This is a genomic window from Gemella haemolysans ATCC 10379, assembly GCF_000173915.1.
Taxonomy (GTDB): Bacteria; Bacillota; Bacilli; order Staphylococcales; family Gemellaceae; genus Gemella; species Gemella haemolysans.
In genome coordinates this window covers 74697-97219 of the sequence record NZ_ACDZ02000014.1, presented here as the reverse complement: position 1 = coordinate 97219, position 22523 = coordinate 74697, and the positions used below count along the sequence as shown (strand labels likewise).

Below are 22523 nucleotides of genomic sequence, written 5' to 3'. Positions count from 1 at the left end.
TCTAAAATAAAAAGGAGAACAGCTATAGGAAACTGACTTCCCTACTCTGTTCTCCTACATTTAATATTTATTAAACTATCTTTACATGCTTAAACCAATTACTTTAATTGAATTAACAAACTCAAGATCTTTAATTCGTTTATTTAATTTTTCAATATTTATATCACCTGAACTTAGCTCTAAAGAAATAATTATCGTAGCTTTTGCATTAATCGGCACCGTTTGGTGAATAGTAAGTACACTACACTTTTCTTCATTAACAACCGATAAAATTTTACCTAATATTCCAGGAATATCATCAACATCGATAGACAATGATAGAATTGATTGTCTTTTCACATCTTGAATCGGAAAAATTGTATCTTTATATTTATAAAATGCACTTCTACTTAAATCAAACCTTTTAGAAGCTTCTAAAATTGATAATTTAGAATCTTCTTCTAAAGCTTTTTTCATCGCTAATGTCTTCTTTACAGCTTCTGGCAATACATCTTCTCTAATTATATAATAAACTTTTTCTTTATCCACAGTGGTTATCTCCTACTCTACGAATTCAAACTCACCTTTAAGAATTTTAACCGTATCACCGTTTTTACATCCTCTATCACGTAAAGCATCATCTACGCCCATAGAACGCATTTGTTGAGCAAAACGTCTAACAGAAGCATCACGGTTGAAATCAGTCATTAAGAATGCACGTTCGATACCTGGTCCACTTACTACATAAGCTCCTGTATCATCACGAGTAATCTTGAATGTTTCATCCTTAGGTTTATGTTTATAAAGAACTCTATTTTCCATACTTTCTTCTTCAGTATCAAGTTCATATAACATATTTGGATCTGTATTATCAAGTATATCACTTATTTTATAAAGTAAGTTGTCGATATTACTACGTGTAAATGCAGAAATTTCAACGATATCTACTTCTTCACCATCGTTTTCTAAGTGTTTTTTAAACTCTTTAAGATTGTCACTAGCTACTGGAATATCCATCTTATTAGCTACTACTACTTGAGGTCTTTCTAAAAGTCTCATATTGTACTCAGCTAACTCTTGATTAATAATTTTATAGTCTTCATATGGATCACGACCATCAGTTGCTGACATATCTACTACGTGAACAATAACTTTTGTTCTTTCAATATGACGTAAGAACTGGTGTCCAAGACCTACACCTTGGCTAGCTCCTTCTATTAATCCTGGAAGATCAGCCATAACAAAACTTCTGTGGTCTTTTGTTTCTACTACTCCAAGATTTGGCGCTAATGTTGTAAAGTGATAATCAGCAATTTTTGGTTTTGCTTTTGATGTTATCGATAATAATGTTGATTTACCAACAGAAGGGAATCCAACAAGTCCTACATCAGCCATAAGTTTTAATTCTAATGTAAGATTTCTTTCTTCTCCTGGTTCACCATTCTCAGCAATTTCTGGTGCTGGGTTCGAAGGTGTTGCGAAACGACAGTTTCCGCGTCCTCCACGTCCTCCACGAGCTACTACTACTTCTTGCTCATGTTCTACTAAGTCTGCTAATACTTCTCCAGTATCAGTATCACGAATTACTGTTCCTGGCGGTACTTTTAAGTATAAATCTTTAGATTTTCTACCGTGCATACCTTTACTCATTCCGTTCTCACCATTAGGTGCTACGAACTTCTTCTGATAACGGTAATCCATGAAAGTTCTTAGACCTTCATCAACTATAAATACTACATTGGCTCCACGTCCACCGTCTCCTCCAGCTGGTCCACCTTTTGGAACATATTTCTCTCTTCTAAATGCTACTAATCCATTCCCACCATCACCTGATCGGACGAATATTTTTACCTCATCTAAAAACATAAAATTCTCCTATAAAATTCTCTTTATTTTCTTAATCTTCAACTTTTAAACTATATAAAATTCAACTCGATAAAAGTTCATATACCATGAACTATTATAACATAATTTTTCCTACGATAATAATATTTAGCGAGATTTTAAACAAAAAAATATACGGCTGCATACACAGCCGTACTTTACTCCACAGGCAGGACTCGAACCTGCGACCCTCTGATTAACAGTCAGATGCTACTACCAACTGAGCTACTGTGGAAAAATCTCTAAATAAAAAAATGGAGCGGGTGATGAGAATCGAACTCACAACATCAGTTTGGAAGACTGAGGTTTTACCACTAAACTACACCCGCATAAATATTTGTTATTAACTTATGTATTAATTATATAATAGATATTATTGTTTGTCAACAACTTTTTTAATTTTTTTTTATTTTTTTTGAAATTTGTAATTTTGTTAGCTTTACTAAAGAATTCTTTTGAAAATCAAGAAATATCTGTAGAAAAATAACACTATTTTCATTGGATAATATATAGTATAATAGTTTTCCTTTAATTTGTAAAGGTATTTTACAAAAATCTATAAAATTTATTCTAATTTTACAAATCAAGAGAAAACGTAATCACTGCATATTGACTAGCAATATCTTATAATATATAATTTTTATATAGATGTAACTTATTTGGTTAAAATTACTCATTTATAGATTAGGAGAAGAAAAACATGAAAACTAAATTACTATTTACAAGTCTACTATCCGCTTCAGTAGTTCTAAGTGGCTGCTCTTTAATAAAAGGTGAATTAGTTAGACAAAGTAGATCTGCAGCGGAAAATAAAGCTAAAACAGCAGATAAAACTACAACAGAAAATAAAACTAAAACAGCAGATAAAACTACAACTACAGAAAATCAAAACTCTACAGACAAAGTATACGGGCTTAATGAAGAATGGATTGTAGATGGTCAATGGAAACTGAAAATAACTGAGGTTAAAACTACTCCAGACAGAAATAAATATAGCAAGGCACAAGTAGCACAAGTAGTTATCATAAAATATACTTATGAAAATTTAGGATATAAAGATGAATACCAAGACCTATTTTTAATACCTAGAACAGTTGTTGATAGTGCAAAAAAAGTTTCTGAAATTTATCCAGTTAGATCTTCAAAATATCCAGAACCTACTCCTGTTGGTGCAATTTCAGAATCTACCGTGGGCTACGGTTTAAGTACGGAAAGTGATAAAATTAAAGTTTATTTCGAGCAATTCGATCATAATGCTAAAAAAATGCAAAAAGCTACTTTTGAAGTTCCTGTAACTAAATAATAAGATAAAAATAAAGGTTTGATATACAAAATTTTTGCTAAGGATATATATATACACATTACTACTATAGGCAAAAATAAAATTTGACTTTCATTCCTATTTACAATACAATATAATTACTAACATAGATACTTAATTGTATCTATCGCAAATCATAACTAGAGCTGAATGCTCTCATCCGTCAGTATTAATTTACTGGCGGTTTTTTTATTAGTATGGCATTCAAACGGCATTCAAGTGGAAAAATAAAAAGCCTTAAACGTTGATACTTTAAGGCTTCTCTAACTTTATTATTTAGTTTCTCTGTGTAAAGTCACTTTTTTTAATCTTGGACAGTATTTTTTAAGTTCAATACGGTCTGGATTATTTCTTTTGTTCTTTTTAGTAATGTAGTTTCTGTCACCACATTCTGTACAAGCTAATGTTACATTTACGCGCATTAATATAACCTCCTATAAAATTTAATCTTAACAACTTTTTCATACAACAAAATATATTATAACATTACTTTATAAATATTTCTAGTATAAAATACAAAATTTTTAAATTTTTTTAAAGAAAAATATTTTTAACGTAAAAGTTTTCTACCGATTATTCACCAAATACTTTATAATAATCTTGTTTGAATTTTTCAATACCGATATCAGTTAAAGGGTGTTTAACCATTTGTTTAATTACATTATATGGAACAGTAGCAATATCGCATCCTAATTTAGCACATTCTGTAACATGAATTGGATTTCTCACACTGGCTGCAATAATTTGTGTATCAATATCATTATTCGCAAAAATTTCCACTATTTCTTCGATTAATAATAATCCATTGTGAGCAATATCGTCTAATCTACCTAAAAATGGAGATACGTATGTTGCTCCTGCTCTTGCCGCTAGTAAAGCTTGAGTTGGGCTAAAGATTAATGTAACATTAGTTTTAATCCCCTCTTTTTTCAGTACATTTACTGCTTTAAGACCATCTTCTGTCATTGGAATCTTAACTACCATATTAGGATGAATTTTAGCAATTTCTCTAGCTTCTTCTAACATATCTTTCCAATCAGTAGTAGTTGCTTTTACTTCTCCACTTATTGGCCCATCAACAATTGATGCAATCTCTTTAATGACTTCCTTGAAATCACGTCCTTCTTTAGCGATTAAAGATGGATTAGTAGTAACTCCACAAACTACCCCTAATTCATTAGCATTTTTAATATCTTCTACATTGGCTGTATCAATAAAAAATTTCATTATTATTTTTCCCCTCTCATTAGTTAGTATAATAATCATAGCATATTTAAAAAGTGGTTTCAAATTTATAGATTTCATTGCATATATTTGTTTATTGTTTTTTAGTTCAATATATGATAGAATAACACTATAATTAGGAGGCAGATTGATGAAGAAATTTTTAGAAAAAGTACCATATTTAATTTTTTCTTTCTTTTTATTTATAATACTCCCTCTGTGTTCTTACTTTATATCGAATAGATCAGGCATGATAATTTTGCTATTGATTATCATATATCCTGTTATTAGTTTTCTAATATCGTTTCTATATGCATACAATAAAGAAGACTTTAGCTATATTTTCTCATTTATTATAGGAATTTTTTACATTGTATCTTGTTTAATTATTTTAAACTTCGATATTCTTATATACGGTTTAGGATATATATTCTTCAGCCTTTGTGGTCAAGGGACTGGATTTTTAATTGGGAAGCTGCGCAGAAGTAAAAAAAGAGCTAAACAGAGTTAGTTAAATTCAATAAAAAAAGGAAAGGTGTTTTACGCAGAGTAATCACTTTTCCTTTTTTATTATTTTATTTAAATATATATATATTCTATATTTCATATCCCAAAAGCATTCCGCCTTCTTCTCCATAGAAACTACAAATTCCAGAAGTAGGTACGGTTATAAATTCTATATCAGAGAATTTTTCTTTTAATTTTTCTTCTATTTTTTTACATATATTTTCATTATTTCTATGAGTTATTACGGCTCTTCCACCTTTATATCCGGCTTTAATCATCTCATCAACTACTGTTGAAATAGCTTTTTTCTCACCGCGAACTTTATGCAGTAAGTGTAGAGTTCCTTCATTACTTGCCTCTCCTACCATACGCATATTTAATAATCCTACAACCGCTGCGGCAAGCTTAGACAAACGTCCATTTTTTACTAAATTATCTACTTTCTCTAAAGAAAAAATAAGCTTTGTATTTTTTTGATACTCCTTCACTTTTGAGACTACTTCATCGAAAGATAATCCTTCTTTAATTAGTTCATTTATCTTAAGAAGAAATAAGTCAATTTGCCCTCCTGCTGAAAGAGTATTTACAATATGAATATTGACATTCTCATTTTCTTCTTTTAACATTTTTTCGCCAATTACTGCACTATTATAACTTCCTGACATTCCACCAGTTAAAGTTAAAACTATTACATTTTCCGCACCTCTACATGCTGATAAATATGCCTCTGGACTTGGGCAAGCTGATCTTGCTGCTTCTGAACTAGCATACATCTCTCTCATCATTTCATCAATATCTAAATCTAAAGTATCTACATATACCTTATCCTCTATTTGCAATGAAAATGGGACTCTCTCATAAGTAACATTCTCAGCTTTATTAGGAATTTCTCTAAAATCGCATGCAGTATCAACTACAATCTTCCACTCCATCATTTACCTCCAAGTACATTTATTTTAATTTTTCTACTAAATCATGTGTTCTTTTATATAATCTTACAGTGTCACAAGCTGCTACTATTACGTCTGCTAATCCATCTCTCTTTTCTTCATTCATACACATAACAAAGTTATCGTACATTTCTTCGGAACTAACTTCTGAAGTCAGACTATTTATTGTCTTGCTAATTTCTTGAATTGAAAATACATTTTTTAAGCATGTGATAACTATTAATCTCGCTAATTGTTTTCGATTATATTTTTTCTTAATCGGTTTATCCAGATGACCATTTTTAACATAATTATTTATCATTGCGGATGTTAAACCTTTATCATCATCTACAATTGAGGAGCTATCTAATTGATTTACGTATAATAACACTTGATCTAAATATAAGTCAAGATTTGGTAATTCAGACCATTTTGGATATACTTTGTTCAAATTTTCATCTCCTTTTTATCTAGTTTTGATAATCACATTATATAGTTTTCCAGAATTTTAGTCAAGCAATTATACAAATGAAAATAAAAAAGATTTTGTAGTACTTACATTTACTACAAAATCTTTTATTATTTAGCTAATTTAATTTTTTACTAATTCCTCTTCTCATATATAGATAATAGAATAATACACCTAAGGCATAAACAGCTAGCCCAATTATCCATCCTGTCCACAGACCTTCTATACCAATCTCTTGCTTAAATACAAAGTAGTATGCTGTAGGGATTCCTACTAAATAATACCCTATAAACATTACAACACATATTGGTACTACTTTTTTATATCCACGTAGGACTCCGGCTAATGCTGAGGCAAATGAATCACAAATAGCAAAACCAATTGCAAATAATAATAACTCTGCTGTTAATGTGATTACCCCACTATCATTAGTATATAAATACGGAATTTTCGTATCAAATAACAAGACGATTAATCCTGCTATACTCGAAAGTATCATCCCCATTATTACCGTTAATTTTGTATACTCAGTCGCCAATTTATAATCTTTTGCTCCTACATGAAATGCTATTATAATTGTTGCAGTATTTGCAACACTAACTGGTAAAGTATATAAAAATCCAGAAAAATTTAACGCAGCCTGATGGGAAGCAATGATTGTCGTATCAAAACGTGAAACCATTAACGATAACGTTGAAAAGACAACCGTCTCAAGTGCTGTAGCTATGGCTATAGGAATTCCTAGTTTAAAAATTTCTCCCCATTTTTCAAATTTCACCTTTTCTTTTTCAAGTATTTTATACTTATTAACTTTAGGATTTGTTAATACTATAAATAATGCTATAAAAAATAGTACTGTATACGTCACTGAAACAGCTACTGCATTTCCTGCACCACCAAGCTCAGGCATACCAAATTTCCCAAAAATGAAACTATAAGCAAAGAATACATTCACAGGTACAGATACTATCATCATTATCATCGATAATCTTGTTAATCCTAAACTATCAATAAACGAACGTAAAACTACATATAAGAAGATAGATAGTACTCCAAAACTTTCATAAAACAGATAGTTCTTAGTTATTTTTGCAATATTACTATCCATACCTAATCGATCTACTATTGGTGTTGCTAAAATATTTAGTCCAATAATTAAGACAACACTGATAATAACAGCTATGTACAGAAATTGTCTAACAACTGTAGGAATCTCTTCTTCTTTATTTTTTCCGATTAATTGTGAAACTATTGGAATTAATGCTAAAACGATTGCATTTAAAGTATACATAACTGGATTCCAAATGTTAACGCCCATACTTACACCTGCTAAATCTGTAGGACTATAATGTCCCGCCATAAACGTTCCAATCATACCAGATGAATATGAAATTACTTGATAAACTAAAACTGGCAATAGCAATTTAATAAAAATACTTGCACGTTCAGAAAAGTTTTTTCCTTGATACATAACCCCTCCTATAATTTACATAATTTTATTTTTTCAAAACACAAAAAAAAATCCAAAAGCGAATTTACTTTTAGATATCATCGATTTATACTATATGCAACCGAGACTTGAATAGATTAAAAAACCGTTAGTCTAATCGACAACTCAACCTCGACAAAAACTCACACCCACAATAGACTTACTTAATGCTGCTTCCTTCCGGACCTGACATGGTTCATAAGTATTGCGTCGTAAGGTGCCTTAGTCTCAACATTACGTGTTAAACTCGACATTCCCTATTCTACCCGCATCTCGGTATTCGGTCTTGCTAAAGCGGATTGCAAGTACAGGGCACCGCTAACTCCCCACCTAGCATTTTTTAATTATATCAAATTTAAAAATAAAAAGCAAGGAATAAATTATATTTTAAATCAAAATAAACTCCAGATTAGAAAAGTATTAATTGATTTTATAAATATCATTTTCCCTAATTTGGAGTTTACTATTAATTTATTTTTTTAATTTATCTAATTCATTAAGTTCTAAGATACATTCAGTTTCATTAACAACTAAACAAGGGATACCGATTTTCATATTACCTCTTATTCCATCGAACTGCGAATATGTATCTCTAACATATAGAAATTCCTTAAAATTTCTTAATGAAGTCATTACTTCTACTTCTTTATATGCAACCCCTAATTCTGATAATTTTTCTTTAAACGGCGCTGTATCCGGACAGCTTTCTGCAAAATATAAAATATATTCCATTATCTACTAATCTCCTTTGTAATTCACTAACTATATTATATCACTTTTATCGTTTTCTTTGTAATTTTACTCTCTGAATTGAAGTTGAAAATACTGATGCAAGTAATATCCCCATAGCAATTGCTCCTGCTTGCAGAATAGTTTCAATACCAACTTGAGAGGCTATTCCATAATTCTTTGTTACTATATTTTGCATAGTATTATACATACCGTAACCTGGAACTAAAGGTACCATACCTGTATAAATAAATATAGTTGCTGGTAGTTTTAAAATCCTAGATGCATTTGTAGAAAGAACACCTACACAAACTGCTCCAAGAAAACTACTTACGACAACATCTACTAATAGCAAATTAGTTACTACATGGACCAACCAACCGATGGCACCAATTCCCCCACAAGTAAATATGGATTTCTTAGGTGCATTAAAGAAAATACTAAAAGATGCACTAACCACAAAGCCAGCTATAAATTGTATAAAAATATTATTTTCCATAGTTTCTCCTTACACCAATTTTAATCCCATAACAACACCAAGCGCAATAGCTGTAGATACAAAGATTGCTGCTTGTATTCCTATCATTCCAGACAGATAGTCCCCAGCCATAAAATCACGAACAGCATTTGTGACCTGAACTCCAGGAACAAGAGGCATCAAACTCATAATAATAATACTAAATGGATTATGTATTAAGAAAATCTTATTTAATAACATTACTAATACTGTTGCAATAAATGCTCCCAAGAAATTACTTACAAATAATGTCAGTTTATATTTTGAAGTAAGAGTAATAAACGTAGCCTGTATAGCCATTATTAAAAATGCAAACAGAATATCCTTAAAGGTTCCTCCAAACATTATCGCAAAAAATGGAGCAGATAAAGTTAAAGCAACTATAACCGAAGTAGTTGAGTATCTTTTTTTCGCTTTTATCTCTTTCATTTTTTTAAACGCATAATCTAGCGTACAACCACCCATTACCATTTTTCTAGATATATCGTTTAGAAGTGCAATCTTCTCTAAATCACGATCTCCTAAGACAACCCTACGCATCGCTGTATATGTATTATCATTGTATATAAAAGACACAATAACAAAATTATACGTAACTAAACTATTGGCTGCCTTAATATTATCGAATGATTTATATATTCTATTCACTGTATCTTCAACTCTATAAACCTCTGCACCATAAGATAACATACTCTTCGCTATCTTCACACTAAAATTTAATAACTTTTTAGCTTCTCTTTCATCCTGTAGAGATTGTAACATCCCTTCCCCTCCTTCTAAATCAAAATATTAAGAAATAACTTCTAATATTTTTGCATATCTACTTCTAAATTCAACAACCTTATTCTCTTGAACTTCATTTGCTTTTTCTAATTGATTTAAAATATATTCAATTTTTGAAAGTTCTTGTTTTTGTTTTTTTACAAATAATTCATTTTTTTCTACTAATAAATACTTACCAAAATTAACTTCATCTTCAGATAACTTCATAACACCAGGTTTTGCAACTATAATCTCATATATATGACCATCTTCTTCTATAATATTTTCTGCTGTTATCTCATAACCTAATTCTTGTAATTTTTCTCTAACAAAATTTTCTCCAACATTTGGCTGAAGTACTAAATTTGGTTTATTCGCTAATTTTTCTTTACCTTTTTCTAGTATATCTGCTATTAGCTTTCCGCCCATACCACAAATTGTTATTACTTCAATATTATCACTTAACTCAATAGCATCCAAACCTGCAGCTTTACGACAATCAATAGTTCCAACTAAACCTTCTTCTCTAACATTTTTTATAGAAACTCTATGTGGTCCATCAACGATTTCTCCTGCTACAGCATAATCAATTTTATTATTTTTAGCTAAATAAATTGGTAAATATGCATGATCACTTCCAATATCAGCTAATCTTCTATTTTCTACATATTCAGCCACTAATTGTAATCTCTTATTAATTGCTAACATTCTATCTCCTTTACTAATCTAAAAAATCTTTGCTAAAACTTGTCGTTATAATCGATTTATTTTTTTTATCAAAATTTTCAAAATCGGTTATTATTGTATTACCGAACTCTGCTTTTAATTTCTTAGAAAGTTTTCTAAGTTTCTCTTCTTCTTTATAATCTTTTTTATCAAAAATATCAAGCTGAACCTTTAATCCTTTTACTTTTTTTATTTCATTTAATGAAACTCCTAGTAATCTAATACCTTTGGTAAAATCATAGTGCTCAAGTAGTAATTCCCATGCATAATTAAAAATATCATTAGTATCACAAATAAATTCCGGAATCTTTTTAGATCTAGTAATCGTCTTAAAATCGCTAAATCTCACCATTATTGAAATATTATTTCCTACATAGCTACGTGATTTTACTCTAGAACTAACCTTTTCACTTAATTTTTTAATTTCTTTTAAAATATCATCTTCATCTATTAAATCATTGGTAAATGTTTTTGAATTACCAATAGATTTTCTATCAACAGTATATTTCAGTTCGGAATTACCTTCACCATTAGCCTTATTCTTAAGCCTCAACCCTTGAACACCAAGAAGACTATGTAAAATCACTTCATTTGCTACAGCTATATCACCAATTGTGTTTATTCCAATTTTTTTTAGCTTCTTTGTAGAAGCATTTCCACATCCATGCATCTCTCCTATATCCAGATTCCATAGTATATCTTTATAGTTTTTCTTATTAATAATCGAAAATCCTAAAGGTTTTTTTAAATTTGATCCCATCTTTGCGAAAAATTTATTAAAAGAAACACCCACTGATGAAGGCATACCTAATTGTTTATATATTCTTCTTTGAATTGTGGCTATAACTTTTATAGGTTCTGAAAAATCGCTTAAGTCAATATATGCTTCATCAACAGAAACTATCTCAATTTTGTCTGTATATTCACGCACTAAATCAAAAATCAACTTAGATTCTTGTTGATATTTAGGCATATCCGGACGAAGAATTTTTATATTGGGATATATCTTCCTAGCATCTCCAACTCGCATTGTTGTCTTAATTCCTAACTCTCTAGCCTCATAGTTAGAGGTTACTATTATTCCATGTCTAGTTTTTACTTCACCTGCAATTGCTAATGGTTTACCTTTTAACTCAGGATTATATTTTTCTTCAACACTTGCATAAAAGCAATTCATATCGATATGAGCAATAACTTTTGACATTTTTTCACCCCTTTTAAATAGACTAAAAACGGGAACAATAAGGAGCAACTCAAAACAACCTTTAAATAAAAGTCTTTTGAGCTATTCCCTATTCCGATTTCCCGTTATATTTCATTACTAAATTAATGAAAAGTTAATTATTATTATTGGTTTTCTCTTAGTATTATCGTATAGTAAACTTGAAAGCATACTTCTTATTTCAGCTTTCACGGCTGCACATTCTCTAATACTCTTAATTGGATTATTCTCCAAATATTCGATTACTCTTTCTTCCGCTTCTTTGATTAACTCCATACTCTTCTTAACATAGACGAATCCTTTTGTTTGAATTACTGGTCTTCCAACTAAAGTTTTCTCTTTTCTGCTAATAGCATAAGAAGCTACAAAAATACCATCATTTGATAAAAGTTTTCTGTCTTTTAACACACTATCCTCAACGTCACCAATACCACGTCCATCGACTAGCATATTACCTACTGGAACATTGTTTTGTAATGTCTTAGATTTATTTCCGCTTAATTCTAAAGTTGTTCCTTTAGATAGAATATGTATGTTTTCAGCAGCAACACCAGTTTCACCTGCGATTTCAGCATGTTTACGAAGATTTCTAAATTCTCCTTGAACTGGAATAAAGTGTTTTGGCATAAGCATGTTTAACATCATCTTCAACTCTTCTTTTGTTGCATGGCTAGCTGCGTGAAGACGTTTAGAAGCTGTTACTACGTTTGCTCCAAGTTTAACTAATAAGTTTAGAGTTTGGAATAACATTACTTCCATATTTGGTGAAGGAGTAGCAGCGATCATGATTGTATCACCAGATTCAATTTGAATTCCATCAATTTTTTTCTCAGCAATATTCTTCATAGCCTCTATTGGTTCCCCTTGATCACCCGAAGAAAGGATACATACTTCATTTTGAGGATAATCTTTTAATTCTTCTACTGAAATTAAGTTACTATCTTCGATTTGTAAATAATTCATATTTCTAGCAGTATTAATTGATGCTTTAATAGCTTGTCCTAGAAGTAAAATTTTTCTATTTTGAGCCAATGCTGCTCTTACAATATGTGAAATTGTTAAGAAGTTAGAAGCATAACAAGTTACAATAATACGCTTATTAGCTTGATAAAATGCATTATCAATTTGTTCTGCTGCTTCATTTTCAGGAACGTTATAACCTTTAACATTAGCATTACTTGAATCACTTAATAAAGCTAGAACACCTTTTTGACCTAATGTACTAATCTTCACAATATCAGATTTATATTCTTTACTTACTGATTGGTCAAATTTAAATTCACCAGTATAAACAATATTCCCTTGACTTGTCTCAATACAAATACCTAAAGAATCTGGCATTGAATATGTAGTCTTAAAGAATGTAACACTAGCATTATTAAAGTCATACTTATTATTATCTTTTACATAATAAAACTTGATTCTTCTTTTAATACCTAGTTGTTTAAGATGATTCTTTAATAAATCGATTGTTAATTTAGAACCATAAACTGGGCATTTTAATTTATCTATAATATAGGGTACAGCCCCCATAGAACTTACGTGCCCATTAGATAAGAAAATCCCTTTAATCTTTTGTTTATTACGTACTAAGTAACTTATATCAGGTATAACAGCGTCAATACCGATCATTTCTGTTTCTGGGAACATTAACCCTGCATCAAGAACAAAAATCTCATCCCCAATTTCAACCATATACATGTTTTTCGCTACTTCTTCCACACCTCCTAATGGAGTAATACGAATTTTCGCTAATTTCTTAGATTTATTTGCTTGAGATTTATCCTTATTTACATTATTAATCTTCTTAACGACTTGTTTTGAACTATTAGTTTGTTCTTTTGCTACTATTTTATTTTTATTATTAGAGCGACTATTATTTTTCTTCTTTATTTGAGTATTATTTTTTTTACTATTATTATTTTTTTGTAAATTTTTAGAAATACTAATACCACTATTATTACTCATGTTTTCCTCCTTGTATCATCGATTTTATAGGTTCAAAATCTCTTCTATGGATTGGTGTTACCCCATGTTCTTTTAAACCTTCTAAATGTTTTTTTGTTCCATACCCTGCATTATTCTCAAAATCATAATGTGGATATTTTTTTGCATATTCTTTCATTAAATTATCACGATATACTTTTGCTATTACTGAAGCAGCTGCTATAGACACACTCTTCTCATCACCCTTAACCATACTAAAGTTAGGAATCGGATAATTTTCAAATGGCATAGCATCTATAAGTAAGAAATCCGGCTTTACTTCCAATTTCTCCACCGCTCTTTGCATAGCAATACGTGCAGCATTATAAATATTATATTTTTCTATCTCAATATTATCTACTTCACAAATTGCATATGCCACAGCTTCTTTTCTTATCTGTTCATATAACTCTTCACGTTTTTTCTCTGATAATTTTTTTGAGTCATTTAATCCTTCGAAATAGTTATCTTTCTTTAAAATTACCGCTGCAGCAACTACCGGTCCAGCAAGCGGTCCTCTTCCTACTTCATCTATTCCGCAAATATACTTACATCCATTATTATAACATTTATTTTCGTAAAATGATTTTTTTTCATACTCTTTTTTATAAAAAAGTTTTTTTTCTTGCTTTTTAGCATAGCTTATAAGTAATTTCTGAACTCCGCTTCTCTCATCTTTTTTTAACTCATTTAGTATTTCTTCGGAAATATTATCTTGGTTTAAGAGTTCTTTTACCTCACTAATTTTCATCATGTTCCTCATTTTCTAATAAATCACTATAATTATCTAGTGTAATAAGTCCAAATTTTTGTGTTCTAAAATCTTGGATTAATAGCTTTATAGTTGAATCATAATCATAATCTCCACCGATTTTTTTAAATCTCTTTTCAGCTACTTTTTCCATAATAAATACATTTTCATCTTCACTTGTCACGTTTATTTTATAAAGATTATTTAAATTCTCTAAATAATTATATTTTAATAATTCTATTAAATATAAACTTACATCATCAAGTGGTGTAATATCATCCTTTATAGAACCAATCAAACTTAATTTTTTACCAATTTCTTGATTATCGAACTTAGGCATAAGAATCCCTGGTGTATCTAATAATTCTATATCTTTATTTAATTTTAACCATTGTTGTTTTTTCGTAACACCAGGTTTATTGGCTGTATTAGCTACATTTTTCTTAATAAGTTTATTAATAAATGTAGATTTCCCAACGTTTGGAACACCTATTACCATAGATCTAATTGCTCTTGGTTTAATTCCTTTAGCTACTTGACGTGCAATTTTTTCTGCTAGTTCTTCTTTAGCTTTATCAATTACTTTATTCAAGTTATTACTATTTTTTGCATCAGTATAAACTACTGTATATCCTTTATTTTCAAAATAACTTTTCCACTTTGCTGTCTCAGCTCTATCACATAGATCAATCTTATTAAATATAATTATTTTCTTCTTATCTTTAACAACTTCATCTAAGTACATATTATGTGAAGAAAGTGGGCAACGTGCATCAACTAACTCAAAGACTATATCTACTAGTTTTAGCTTCTCTTTAACTTCTCTTGTTGCCTTGGCCATGTGACCTGGAAACCATTGAATAACCATAAATTTAACTCCTTATCTTTTTATTTTATAAGTTCCTTGTTTTAAACAGTCTTTATTATTTTACCACATTTTCAAGTTTTTTTAACCTATTTTGGTGTCAATTATTCGTAAAACATTAATATTTTATAATTTCCATCCATAATAATTTATAAAATCGTTCATTATTTGTTTAAAATTTTTTTAAAAAATAACAAAAAAACAAGATAGCTATGCTACCTTGTTCTTCATATTTATCTTTTATCAACTTTTTTAACAATTGTATCACCAAGTATTTGTACAGCGAATACGATTATTAAGATTAATACCGTTGCAACAAATGTTAAAGTATTGTTGTTACGCTGGAATCCGTCTAAGTATGCTAAGTTACCTAGTCCTCCAGCTCCAATAACACCTGCCATAGCTGTTGATCCTACTAAAGCAATTGCTGTAACAGTTAATCCTGAAATTATTGCTGGTAAACTCTCTGGTATTAAAACTTTTAAGATAATAGTCGAATTTTTAGCTCCCATTGCACGAGCTGCTTCAATTACACCTTTATCTACTTCACGAAGACCAATTTCTACTAAACGAGCGTAGAATGGTGCTGCTGAAATAATAAGTGCAGGAATAGCAGCTTGAACACCAATAATTGTACCAATTAAAAACTTAGTAAACGGAATTAATAATACAATTAAGATAATAAATGGAATCGCACGGAAAATATTAACTATTGCAGTAACAACAGCATAAAATCCACGTCCAAATGCACTCTTACTATTAGATGTTAAATATAATAATAACCCTAAAAACAGACCAACTAAAAACACTGCAATAAGTGACTCAAAAGTCATAATAAGTGTTTCAATTGTTTTATCTTGTACTTTTTCCCAATTAACTCTTGAAAAATCAAACATTATAACACCTCCGTTAAAATACCTAGTTCATTTAATCTAGATATCGCCTTATCTGTATTTTCTTTAGTTCCAATTAATTGAACAAACAGTGTACCAATATTAGCATCCGCAGTTTTATCAATATGTCCATTAATTATTGTAAAGTCAAAATCAATTTCTCGTACTAAAGTACTAAGAATTGGTTTTTTCGATGTATTATTATCAAATGTAAATTTAATAATAACTCCTTCAGTGAATATTTTTTTCCACTCTTCAATATTTTCTCTTTCTTCAAACTCTGAAGCGAATGATGTTTGAGCTAAGAATTTCTTAGTAACTTCTTGAGTTGGGTGATAGAATACTTCTGAAACTAATCCATCTTCTGCAATTGTTCCACCATCTATAACAGCAACCTTTGTACAAATCGTCTTAATAACGTTCATTTCGTGAGTAATAAGAACAACTGTAATATTAGTTTTACTATGAATTTCTTTAATTAAATTTAAAACTTCCGCAGTTGTCTCTGGGTCAAGAGCACTTGTAGCCTCATCACAAAGTAAGATTGAAGGATTACCAGCTAGCGCACGAGCAATACCTACCCTTTGTTTTTGACCACCTGAAAGTTGAGATGGATAAGCATGTAATCTGTCTTCTAAACCTACTAATTTAGCTAATTCTTCTACTCTTTCTTTTATTTCAGTTTTAGATTTCCCTAGAATTTCTAATGGGAATGCAATATTTTCTGCAACAGTTCTACTCCATAATAGGTTAAAATGTTGGAAAATCATCCCTATTCTTTGTCGTTTTAAACGACGTTGTTCTTCAGTTATTTTGTTGAAGTCATCACCATCGATAATAACCTCACCATCTGTCGCTACTTCAAGTCCGTTTAACAGCCTTACTAACGTACTTTTACCAGCTCCAGAATAACCGATTATTCCATAAATATCACCTTTTTCAACTTTTAAATTAATATCTTTTAGAGCATGAACTTTATTATTATATATCTTATTAACTTTTTTTAATTCAATCATGTCTATCTCCTTTCTCTTTTTGAAAATAAAAAACACCCTTACTCTGAATTTCAGAATAAGGGCGTTTTACGCGGTACCACCTTATATTTTACTTATTGCAACTACTAACATAGTCTATCCTATAACGTGGATCGCCGAACAAAGTTTACATTTTATGTTTACCTTATTAACCACTCGAACCATTTTCATAGATTTTATAATATACCTTCTCAGCTAACGGCACTCTCTTAAAATATTCCATCTATTACTTATACGAGTATTGGTTACTATTAATTTCTAATAAGTATACCATTATATTTTTCTGGTGTCAAGTGTGATTTTTGAAAACATTCTATAGAATATTCTGAAAATAATTATCTAATTTTCTATTTTAATATTATTTTCTCTAAGATATTCTGCTACTACTCGAGCCATATCATCTAGTAAATCATCTAATTCTTCCCAGTTTTTCACCGTTGCCCCACTCGCTAACGGATGACCCCCACCTGCATACTTTTCAGCAAGAGTATTGATTACAGGCCCTTTAGAGCGAATACGCACTCGTACCTTGTTCCCTTCATCAATAGCAAAACACCATGCATATAAATCTTTAAGACTTCTAAGTAAGTTGACCCCTGTTGAAACTTCACCAGGATCTACTCCATATTTATCCATATCTTCTTTTGTAATTTTTAGATATGCAACTCCATCTTGATAAACATCATAATTTTCAAAAATAAATGCTCTAAAACGCATAATATTTTCACTAATTATCTCCATCTTATCTAATAATGCACTCATATTAAAATCATACTTTATTAATTCTGAAGCAACTCTTAGCGTGTCGTTAGAAGTATTCGGGAATAAAAATCTTCCAGTATCTCCAACTATACCAAGGTATAATAATTTAGCAGCTTCATCATTTAATTTAATACCATAATTTTTATTTAAATACTCATAAAAATTATATATTAATTCACTACAAGATGAAACATCAGTATTAACCAGATTAATTCCTCCATAATTATCTAATGGTGGGTGATGATCTATTTTTATAAGAAAGTTATTTTTAGTAAATAGTTTTCCGTCTATTCTAGGAAAGTTTGCAGTATCAGTTACTATCACCAAAGCATCTTTATAATCTTCTTCAATTACTTCTGAATTTTTAAACAGAAATTCTAGTGATGGTGAATCTTTACCTACTGTTATAACTGTTTTTTCTGGAAAATTTTCTTTAATAAGTTGGTACATTGCCCCTTGTGAACCATAAGCATCTGGATCAGGTCTTTCATGTCTATGAATAATTATCTTATCATTTTCTTTTATTTTTTGGAAAATTTCCTCATATAAATTTCCGTATATATCCATTTAATTTCTTCTTTCTTTAATTTCTTTGGAATACTTGACATGTTACCATAGCTTTGGCAACTAATTCTGTTTTATCATAAACTTCTACATCAAATTTAGCAGTTTTTCTACCAATATCCAAGATATTTACCTTCGTAGTTATAGTTCTATCTAATGGCACAGATTTTAAGAAGTAAAGCGTTGTATTCTGCATTAGAACTTCACTTCTGTTATAGTTATAGCTTGTGATATGAATAGATTCATCTATAATGCTTAGTAAAGCCGAACTTGAAAATGTACCAAACTGATCTAGCATTTGAGGAATAACTTTGACCTGAAGTCCATCCGCTCTTGGAACTATACCTTTACGCATTATTTCATCAAATGTATCATTATTATTTCCATCTTGGAATCTATTATTAGTTAATAAAGAGTTTATAACAATTTTTCTAGTTACAACCCCTAGTAACGTATTCTTAGAATCAATTACAGGAATAAGTTCATAACCTTCAGATAACATAGTATTAGCTACTGAAGATATAGGAGTCTCTAAAGTCGTAGTTTCAACTTTTCTCTCCATAACTTCTTTAATTAATGCATCTTTTTCTTGTAAAAATACATCACGTGCTGTAACTATACCAACTAATTTACCATATTCGTTTACAACCGGATATCTAGTATGTCCAGCTTTTAATTGAAGTTTATACCAATCTTGAACAGTATCATTTAAATTAATAGTATACAGTTTTTCAACTTTTATATAAATACTTTCAACTGTTATTATATCTCGTTTGATTATTTGGTCGTTAGTTACCCTATTAATTAAGTGAGTAACAGAGAAAGTATCATGAGGTGTAATTATCAATGGTAGATTCTTACTATCTGCTAATGCTCTAATTGAATCATTTGGAACATATCCTCCTGTTACTAAGATAGCACATCCTTTTTCAAGTGACATTTCTATAATTTTTGGACGATTTCCAATTATTAATAATGTACCTTTTCTTATATGTTGACCAACTTGCTCAGAGTCCATTGCACCAATTGCAAAATCTTGCACTATTTCATGTACTCCTCCACGTCCTGCAATTAATTGTCCGCTTACAATGTTTACAATTTCAGAATAAGATAATTTTTCTACATTATCTCGTTCTTTCTTCTGAATTCTTACCGTACCGACACGTTCAATAGAAGAAACAAAACCACGATTTTCCGATTCTTTTATCGCTCGATAAGCTGTCCCTTCACTAACTTTTAATTCTTTAGCTACTTGACGAACTGATATTTTACTTCCAATAGGAAGACTCTTAATATATTCTAATATTTTCTGGTGTTTTGATTTCATGATTTTTCCTCCTTATATTTTTATTATAATACAAATATGCATTTATAACACATTATACTCATATGTAATTATATACTTTTTATAAAACTATTTCAAGATAAAAAAATATGAAAGATAAGTTATTTCCCTTATCTTTCATCAATTCATTAAAAATTTTTACTCAATATTCTTATAGTTAAAACACGTTGAAATTTTCTCTATTATTTAACTAATACAGTTTATTTCAGTTTTTTTTACTATAACAATCAAATAAATATTCAACTATAATATTTTACGATTTTCTACCTGCTGGCATCTTCTTAGCATAACCCATTTTATTTTCTTGTTTTACTCGAGCTATTACTAATGTATCATCTGGGGCATTTTCTGTAACTGTCGTTCCAGCTGCAACTACTGCACCATCTCCGATTTCTAATGGAGCTATTAAATTAGAATTACATCCTATAAATGCGTCACTTCCAATTTTTGTTTTGTATTTATTTTTACCATCGTAGTTAACTGTGATTGTCCCACATCCAATATTTGTATTATTACCTACTTCTGTGTCTCCAAGATAACTCAGATGTGCCGTTTTAGATCCATTTCCATATGTAGTATTTTTTAATTCTACAAAGTTTCCAATTCTAACAGACTCACCTAAGTCACAATTGTTTCTTATATGCGCATATGGACCTACACTAGTAAAATCTCCAATTTTCGAATCACTGATAGTTGAAGATAATACTTTTACTCCATTTCCTATTTTTGCATTTTCTAAATATGAGTTTGGTTTAATTTGACAATCTTCTCCAATTACCGTATTAGATTTAATAGTAACATTCGGGTAAATTGTTGTATCTCGACCAATAATTGCATTTGGGGCAATGTACGTATTAGTAGGATCTACTAATGTAACTCCAGCAAGCATATGTTTAGTATTAATTCTATTTCTCATAACACTTTCTGCATAAGCTAAAGCTACTCTATCGTTCACTCCAAAAGTTTCATCAAAATCATCACATAGATATGTTTCGATTATTTCTTTTTGTTCACGAATTAAAGCAAGTACATCTGGTAAATAATATTCCCCTTGGTTGTTATCATTTTTAACTTTTTCTAGCATTTCAAATAATAGTTTATTATCAAAACAATAAATTCCAGAGTTAATTTCTTTGATTTTTTTCTCTTGTTCTGTTGCGTCTTTTTCTTCAACAATCTTTACTAATTTCCCGTTAACATCACGAATTATACGACCATATGCAAATGGATCGTCGGCTATTGCTGTTAATACAGTTGCTTTAGCATTTGTATTCTCGTGGTGATCTAGCATACTATTGATAGTTTCAGGACGAATTAGTGGAGTATCTCCATACATTACTATAGTCGTACCTTCTTTATCTTTTAGTTCATCTTTAGCAACTTTAACAGCATGGGCTGTACCTAATTGTTCTGCTTGTAGAACAAACTTAGTTCTATCCCCTAAGACTTCTTTAACTCTCTCTGCTCCATGACCAACTACAGTAATCACTTCTTTCATTTCTAGATCACTAAGGCTATCTAGAACTAATTCAACCATAGTTCTATCACAAACTTTGTGTAGTACCTTATATAACTTCGACTGCATTCTAGTTCCTTTTCCAGCCGCTAATATAACTGCATATCTATTATTACTCATTTTCAATATCCTCTTTTTCTACTTGGCGTAATTTTTCTATAACATTCCCTAGTTTAACATCAAATGTCCCATTAAATTCATCGATATTTTCAATTTTTGATAAGTATAAATAATCATCTTCATGTTCTCTTGGCGAATCAAAACATTGTGTGATTATTACTTTCCCAACAACATCAACATCAAATTCACTCATTAGACTTTCCATACCTGTTAGGACTCCTCCTCCACGCATGAAATCATCCACTAATAGTACTTTTGATCCTGTATTTAAACTTCGCTTAGATAAAATCATCGTTTCTATTTTCTTAGTTGAACCTGAAACATAGTTTATTGCAACAGTAGTTCCTTCAGTAACTTTATTGTCTCTTCTAATAATAATTACAGGTTTATTCAGTATTGAAGCTATAGCATAAGCAACAGGAATCCCTTTTGTTGCTACTGTAACTACAGCATCTATTTCTTTATTCTTATAAACTGTAGCAACCACTCGTCCTAGCTTGTTCATTAAACTAGGATTTCCTATTATATCAGACATAAAAATATATCCACCAGCTAATAAACGATTTCCATCATTAATTTTATCAAGAAAACCATTAAGAATTTCTCTAGCATCTTCTTCTACTAACGTTGGTGTAAATAAAACACCTCCACTTACTCCTGCTAGCGTTTTAACTTCTCCAATATTTTCTTCTTTAAAACCATTTTTTATTATGTGTATATCTTCACTAATAGAAGACTTAGCTTGATTGAATTTTGAAACGAAATATGTTAATGGAATTAATTTATTAGGATTATTTAATAAATATTCCGTCATAACTACTATTCTTTCACTTCTCTTTAACTTCATCTCATACTCCTTACATGTATGTATAATAATTCACAATCATTATACAATACATTCAATATATTTTATTCGTATATTATATGTA

General features: G+C 30.0%; 22 protein-coding genes, 2 tRNA genes and 1 other RNA gene. 1 reads left to right on the top strand and 24 read right to left on the bottom strand.

Going from position 1 to position 22523, the window contains the following annotated elements; translation table 11 throughout:
• Positions 1-81: 81 nt before the first annotated feature.
• The 4 genes from GEMHA0001_RS06060 to GEMHA0001_RS06045 form a co-directional block, all read right to left on the bottom strand.
• Positions 82-528: an ACT domain-containing protein gene (locus tag GEMHA0001_RS06060; protein WP_003144896.1), complete on the bottom strand. Its 447-nt coding sequence runs from the start codon at positions 526-528 to the stop codon at positions 82-84.
• 12 nt (positions 529-540) lie between these two features.
• On the bottom strand, positions 541-1845 hold the full coding sequence (gene obgE, locus GEMHA0001_RS06055) for a GTPase ObgE (RefSeq protein ID WP_003144998.1): 1305 nt from the start codon (positions 1843-1845) through the stop codon (positions 541-543).
• 179 nt (positions 1846-2024) lie between these two features.
• Positions 2025-2098, bottom strand: a tRNA-Asn gene (locus tag GEMHA0001_RS06050).
• A gap of 20 nt (positions 2099-2118) precedes the next feature.
• Positions 2119-2192: transfer RNA gene (locus GEMHA0001_RS06045), tRNA-Gly, on the bottom strand.
• A 371-nt stretch (positions 2193-2563) separates the two neighbouring features.
• On the opposite strand from GEMHA0001_RS06045, the gene GEMHA0001_RS06040 reads away from it, so the two are divergent.
• On the top strand, positions 2564-3166 hold the full coding sequence (locus tag GEMHA0001_RS06040; protein ID WP_003145540.1) for a hypothetical protein: 603 nt from the start codon (positions 2564-2566) through the stop codon (positions 3164-3166).
• 290 nt (positions 3167-3456) lie between these two features.
• Here the strand turns inward: GEMHA0001_RS06040 and rpmG are convergent, their stop codons facing one another.
• The 20 genes from rpmG to purR form a co-directional block, all read right to left on the bottom strand.
• Complete coding sequence (rpmG, locus tag GEMHA0001_RS06035; RefSeq protein WP_003145675.1) at positions 3457-3606, bottom strand: 50S ribosomal protein L33; 150 nt, start codon at positions 3604-3606, stop codon at positions 3457-3459.
• Between the two features lie 151 nt (positions 3607-3757).
• Positions 3758-4411: a fructose-6-phosphate aldolase gene (fsa, locus tag GEMHA0001_RS06030; RefSeq protein ID WP_003145295.1), complete on the bottom strand. Its 654-nt coding sequence runs from the start codon at positions 4409-4411 to the stop codon at positions 3758-3760.
• Positions 4412-5004: 593 nt separating this feature from the next.
• On the bottom strand, positions 5005-5847 hold the full coding sequence (locus GEMHA0001_RS06020) for a DegV family protein (protein WP_003145028.1): 843 nt from the start codon (positions 5845-5847) through the stop codon (positions 5005-5007).
• Between the two features lie 19 nt (positions 5848-5866).
• Complete coding sequence (locus GEMHA0001_RS06015) at positions 5867-6295, bottom strand: DUF1836 domain-containing protein (protein ID WP_003144919.1); 429 nt, start codon at positions 6293-6295, stop codon at positions 5867-5869.
• Between the two features lie 136 nt (positions 6296-6431).
• Positions 6432-7784 (bottom strand): MATE family efflux transporter, encoded by a 1353-nt coding sequence (locus tag GEMHA0001_RS06010; protein WP_003145700.1) that lies wholly within the window; start codon positions 7782-7784, stop codon positions 6432-6434.
• Positions 7785-7876: 92 nt separating this feature from the next.
• An RNA gene (ffs, locus tag GEMHA0001_RS08810) (signal recognition particle sRNA large type) lies at positions 7877-8141 on the bottom strand.
• Positions 8142-8273: 132 nt separating this feature from the next.
• Complete coding sequence (locus tag GEMHA0001_RS06005) at positions 8274-8534, bottom strand: hypothetical protein (RefSeq protein WP_003145627.1); 261 nt, start codon at positions 8532-8534, stop codon at positions 8274-8276.
• Between the two features lie 46 nt (positions 8535-8580).
• Complete coding sequence (locus GEMHA0001_RS06000) at positions 8581-9030, bottom strand: threonine/serine exporter family protein (protein ID WP_003145410.1); 450 nt, start codon at positions 9028-9030, stop codon at positions 8581-8583.
• A 9-nt stretch (positions 9031-9039) separates the two neighbouring features.
• Positions 9040-9810, bottom strand: a complete 771-nt coding sequence (locus GEMHA0001_RS05995) for a threonine/serine exporter family protein (RefSeq protein WP_003145335.1) — start codon at positions 9808-9810, stop codon at positions 9040-9042.
• A 27-nt stretch (positions 9811-9837) separates the two neighbouring features.
• A complete protein-coding gene (locus GEMHA0001_RS05990; RefSeq protein ID WP_003145480.1) occupies positions 9838-10518 on the bottom strand; it encodes a tRNA (adenine(22)-N(1))-methyltransferase in 681 nt (226 codons plus the stop codon).
• A gap of 13 nt (positions 10519-10531) precedes the next feature.
• The gene (locus tag GEMHA0001_RS05985; RefSeq protein ID WP_003145413.1) at positions 10532-11740 is read right to left on the bottom strand and encodes a DNA polymerase IV; all 1209 of its coding nucleotides are present in this window, start codon (positions 11738-11740) and stop codon (positions 10532-10534) included.
• A 117-nt stretch (positions 11741-11857) separates the two neighbouring features.
• Positions 11858-13726: a ribonuclease J gene (locus tag GEMHA0001_RS05980; protein ID WP_003145367.1), complete on the bottom strand. Its 1869-nt coding sequence runs from the start codon at positions 13724-13726 to the stop codon at positions 11858-11860.
• Positions 13719-14495: a ribonuclease HII gene (locus GEMHA0001_RS05975; RefSeq protein ID WP_003145651.1), complete on the bottom strand. Its 777-nt coding sequence runs from the start codon at positions 14493-14495 to the stop codon at positions 13719-13721. The genes GEMHA0001_RS05980 and GEMHA0001_RS05975 overlap by 8 nt, the downstream gene beginning before the upstream one ends.
• The gene (gene ylqF / locus GEMHA0001_RS05970; RefSeq protein ID WP_003145642.1) at positions 14485-15363 is read right to left on the bottom strand and encodes a ribosome biogenesis GTPase YlqF; all 879 of its coding nucleotides are present in this window, start codon (positions 15361-15363) and stop codon (positions 14485-14487) included. Before ylqF ends, GEMHA0001_RS05975 begins: the two co-directional genes overlap by 11 nt.
• A 230-nt stretch (positions 15364-15593) precedes the next feature.
• Positions 15594-16256: a methionine ABC transporter permease gene (locus GEMHA0001_RS05965; RefSeq protein ID WP_003144966.1), complete on the bottom strand. Its 663-nt coding sequence runs from the start codon at positions 16254-16256 to the stop codon at positions 15594-15596.
• Entirely contained in the window at positions 16256-17269 is a 1014-nt protein-coding gene (locus GEMHA0001_RS05960) for a methionine ABC transporter ATP-binding protein (protein ID WP_003145065.1), read from the bottom strand. The genes GEMHA0001_RS05965 and GEMHA0001_RS05960 overlap by 1 nt, the downstream gene beginning before the upstream one ends.
• 357 nt (positions 17270-17626) lie before the next feature.
• Positions 17627-18616: a DHH family phosphoesterase gene (locus GEMHA0001_RS05955; RefSeq protein WP_003145181.1), complete on the bottom strand. Its 990-nt coding sequence runs from the start codon at positions 18614-18616 to the stop codon at positions 17627-17629.
• 16 nt (positions 18617-18632) lie between these two features.
• The gene (locus GEMHA0001_RS05950) at positions 18633-19940 is read right to left on the bottom strand and encodes a DRTGG domain-containing protein (RefSeq protein ID WP_003145270.1); all 1308 of its coding nucleotides are present in this window, start codon (positions 19938-19940) and stop codon (positions 18633-18635) included.
• Positions 19941-20211: 271 nt separating this feature from the next.
• Positions 20212-21594 carry a bifunctional UDP-N-acetylglucosamine diphosphorylase/glucosamine-1-phosphate N-acetyltransferase GlmU gene (gene glmU, locus GEMHA0001_RS05945; RefSeq protein ID WP_003145373.1) on the bottom strand — a complete coding sequence of 461 codons (1383 nt, stop codon included), beginning with the start codon at positions 21592-21594 and terminating at the stop codon, positions 20212-20214.
• Positions 21587-22441 (bottom strand): pur operon repressor, encoded by an 855-nt coding sequence (purR, locus tag GEMHA0001_RS05940; protein WP_003145500.1) that lies wholly within the window; start codon positions 22439-22441, stop codon positions 21587-21589. Before purR ends, glmU begins: the two co-directional genes overlap by 8 nt.
• Between the last annotated feature and the right edge of the window lie 82 nt (positions 22442-22523).

Excerpts from the sequence above, each read along its gene's own strand:
- rpmG (WP_003145675.1), bottom strand. The coding sequence starts at position 3,606 with ATGCGCGTAAATGTAACATTAGCTTGTACAGAATGTGGTGACAGAAAC.
- GEMHA0001_RS05960 (WP_003145065.1), bottom strand. The coding sequence starts at position 17,269 with ATGATTGAATTAAAAAAAGTTAATAAGATATATAATAATAAAGTTCAT.
- GEMHA0001_RS06040 (WP_003145540.1), top strand. The coding sequence starts at position 2,564 with ATGAAAACTAAATTACTATTTACAAGTCTACTATCCGCTTCAGTAGTT.
- GEMHA0001_RS06010 (WP_003145700.1), bottom strand. The coding sequence starts at position 7,784 with ATGTATCAAGGAAAAAACTTTTCTGAACGTGCAAGTATTTTTATTAAA.
- purR (WP_003145500.1), bottom strand. The coding sequence starts at position 22,441 with ATGAAGTTAAAGAGAAGTGAAAGAATAGTAGTTATGACGGAATATTTA.
- GEMHA0001_RS05980 (WP_003145367.1), bottom strand. The coding sequence starts at position 13,726 with ATGAGTAATAATAGTGGTATTAGTATTTCTAAAAATTTACAAAAAAAT.
- ylqF (WP_003145642.1), bottom strand. The coding sequence starts at position 15,363 with ATGGTTATTCAATGGTTTCCAGGTCACATGGCCAAGGCAACAAGAGAA.
- GEMHA0001_RS06005 (WP_003145627.1), bottom strand. The coding sequence starts at position 8,534 with ATGGAATATATTTTATATTTTGCAGAAAGCTGTCCGGATACAGCGCCG.
- GEMHA0001_RS05990 (WP_003145480.1), bottom strand. The coding sequence starts at position 10,518 with ATGTTAGCAATTAATAAGAGATTACAATTAGTGGCTGAATATGTAGAA.
- GEMHA0001_RS05965 (WP_003144966.1), bottom strand. The coding sequence starts at position 16,256 with ATGTTTGATTTTTCAAGAGTTAATTGGGAAAAAGTACAAGATAAAACA.
- GEMHA0001_RS05995 (WP_003145335.1), bottom strand. The coding sequence starts at position 9,810 with ATGTTACAATCTCTACAGGATGAAAGAGAAGCTAAAAAGTTATTAAAT.
- GEMHA0001_RS05950 (WP_003145270.1), bottom strand. The coding sequence starts at position 19,940 with ATGAAATCAAAACACCAGAAAATATTAGAATATATTAAGAGTCTTCCT.
- GEMHA0001_RS05985 (WP_003145413.1), bottom strand. The coding sequence starts at position 11,740 with ATGTCAAAAGTTATTGCTCATATCGATATGAATTGCTTTTATGCAAGT.
- GEMHA0001_RS05955 (WP_003145181.1), bottom strand. The coding sequence starts at position 18,616 with ATGGATATATACGGAAATTTATATGAGGAAATTTTCCAAAAAATAAAA.
- GEMHA0001_RS06000 (WP_003145410.1), bottom strand. The coding sequence starts at position 9,030 with ATGGAAAATAATATTTTTATACAATTTATAGCTGGCTTTGTGGTTAGT.
- obgE (WP_003144998.1), bottom strand. The coding sequence starts at position 1,845 with ATGTTTTTAGATGAGGTAAAAATATTCGTCCGATCAGGTGATGGTGGG.
- glmU (WP_003145373.1), bottom strand. The coding sequence starts at position 21,594 with ATGAGTAATAATAGATATGCAGTTATATTAGCGGCTGGAAAAGGAACT.
- GEMHA0001_RS06020 (WP_003145028.1), bottom strand. The coding sequence starts at position 5,847 with ATGGAGTGGAAGATTGTAGTTGATACTGCATGCGATTTTAGAGAAATT.
- GEMHA0001_RS05975 (WP_003145651.1), bottom strand. The coding sequence starts at position 14,495 with ATGAAAATTAGTGAGGTAAAAGAACTCTTAAACCAAGATAATATTTCC.
- fsa (WP_003145295.1), bottom strand. The coding sequence starts at position 4,411 with ATGAAATTTTTTATTGATACAGCCAATGTAGAAGATATTAAAAATGCT.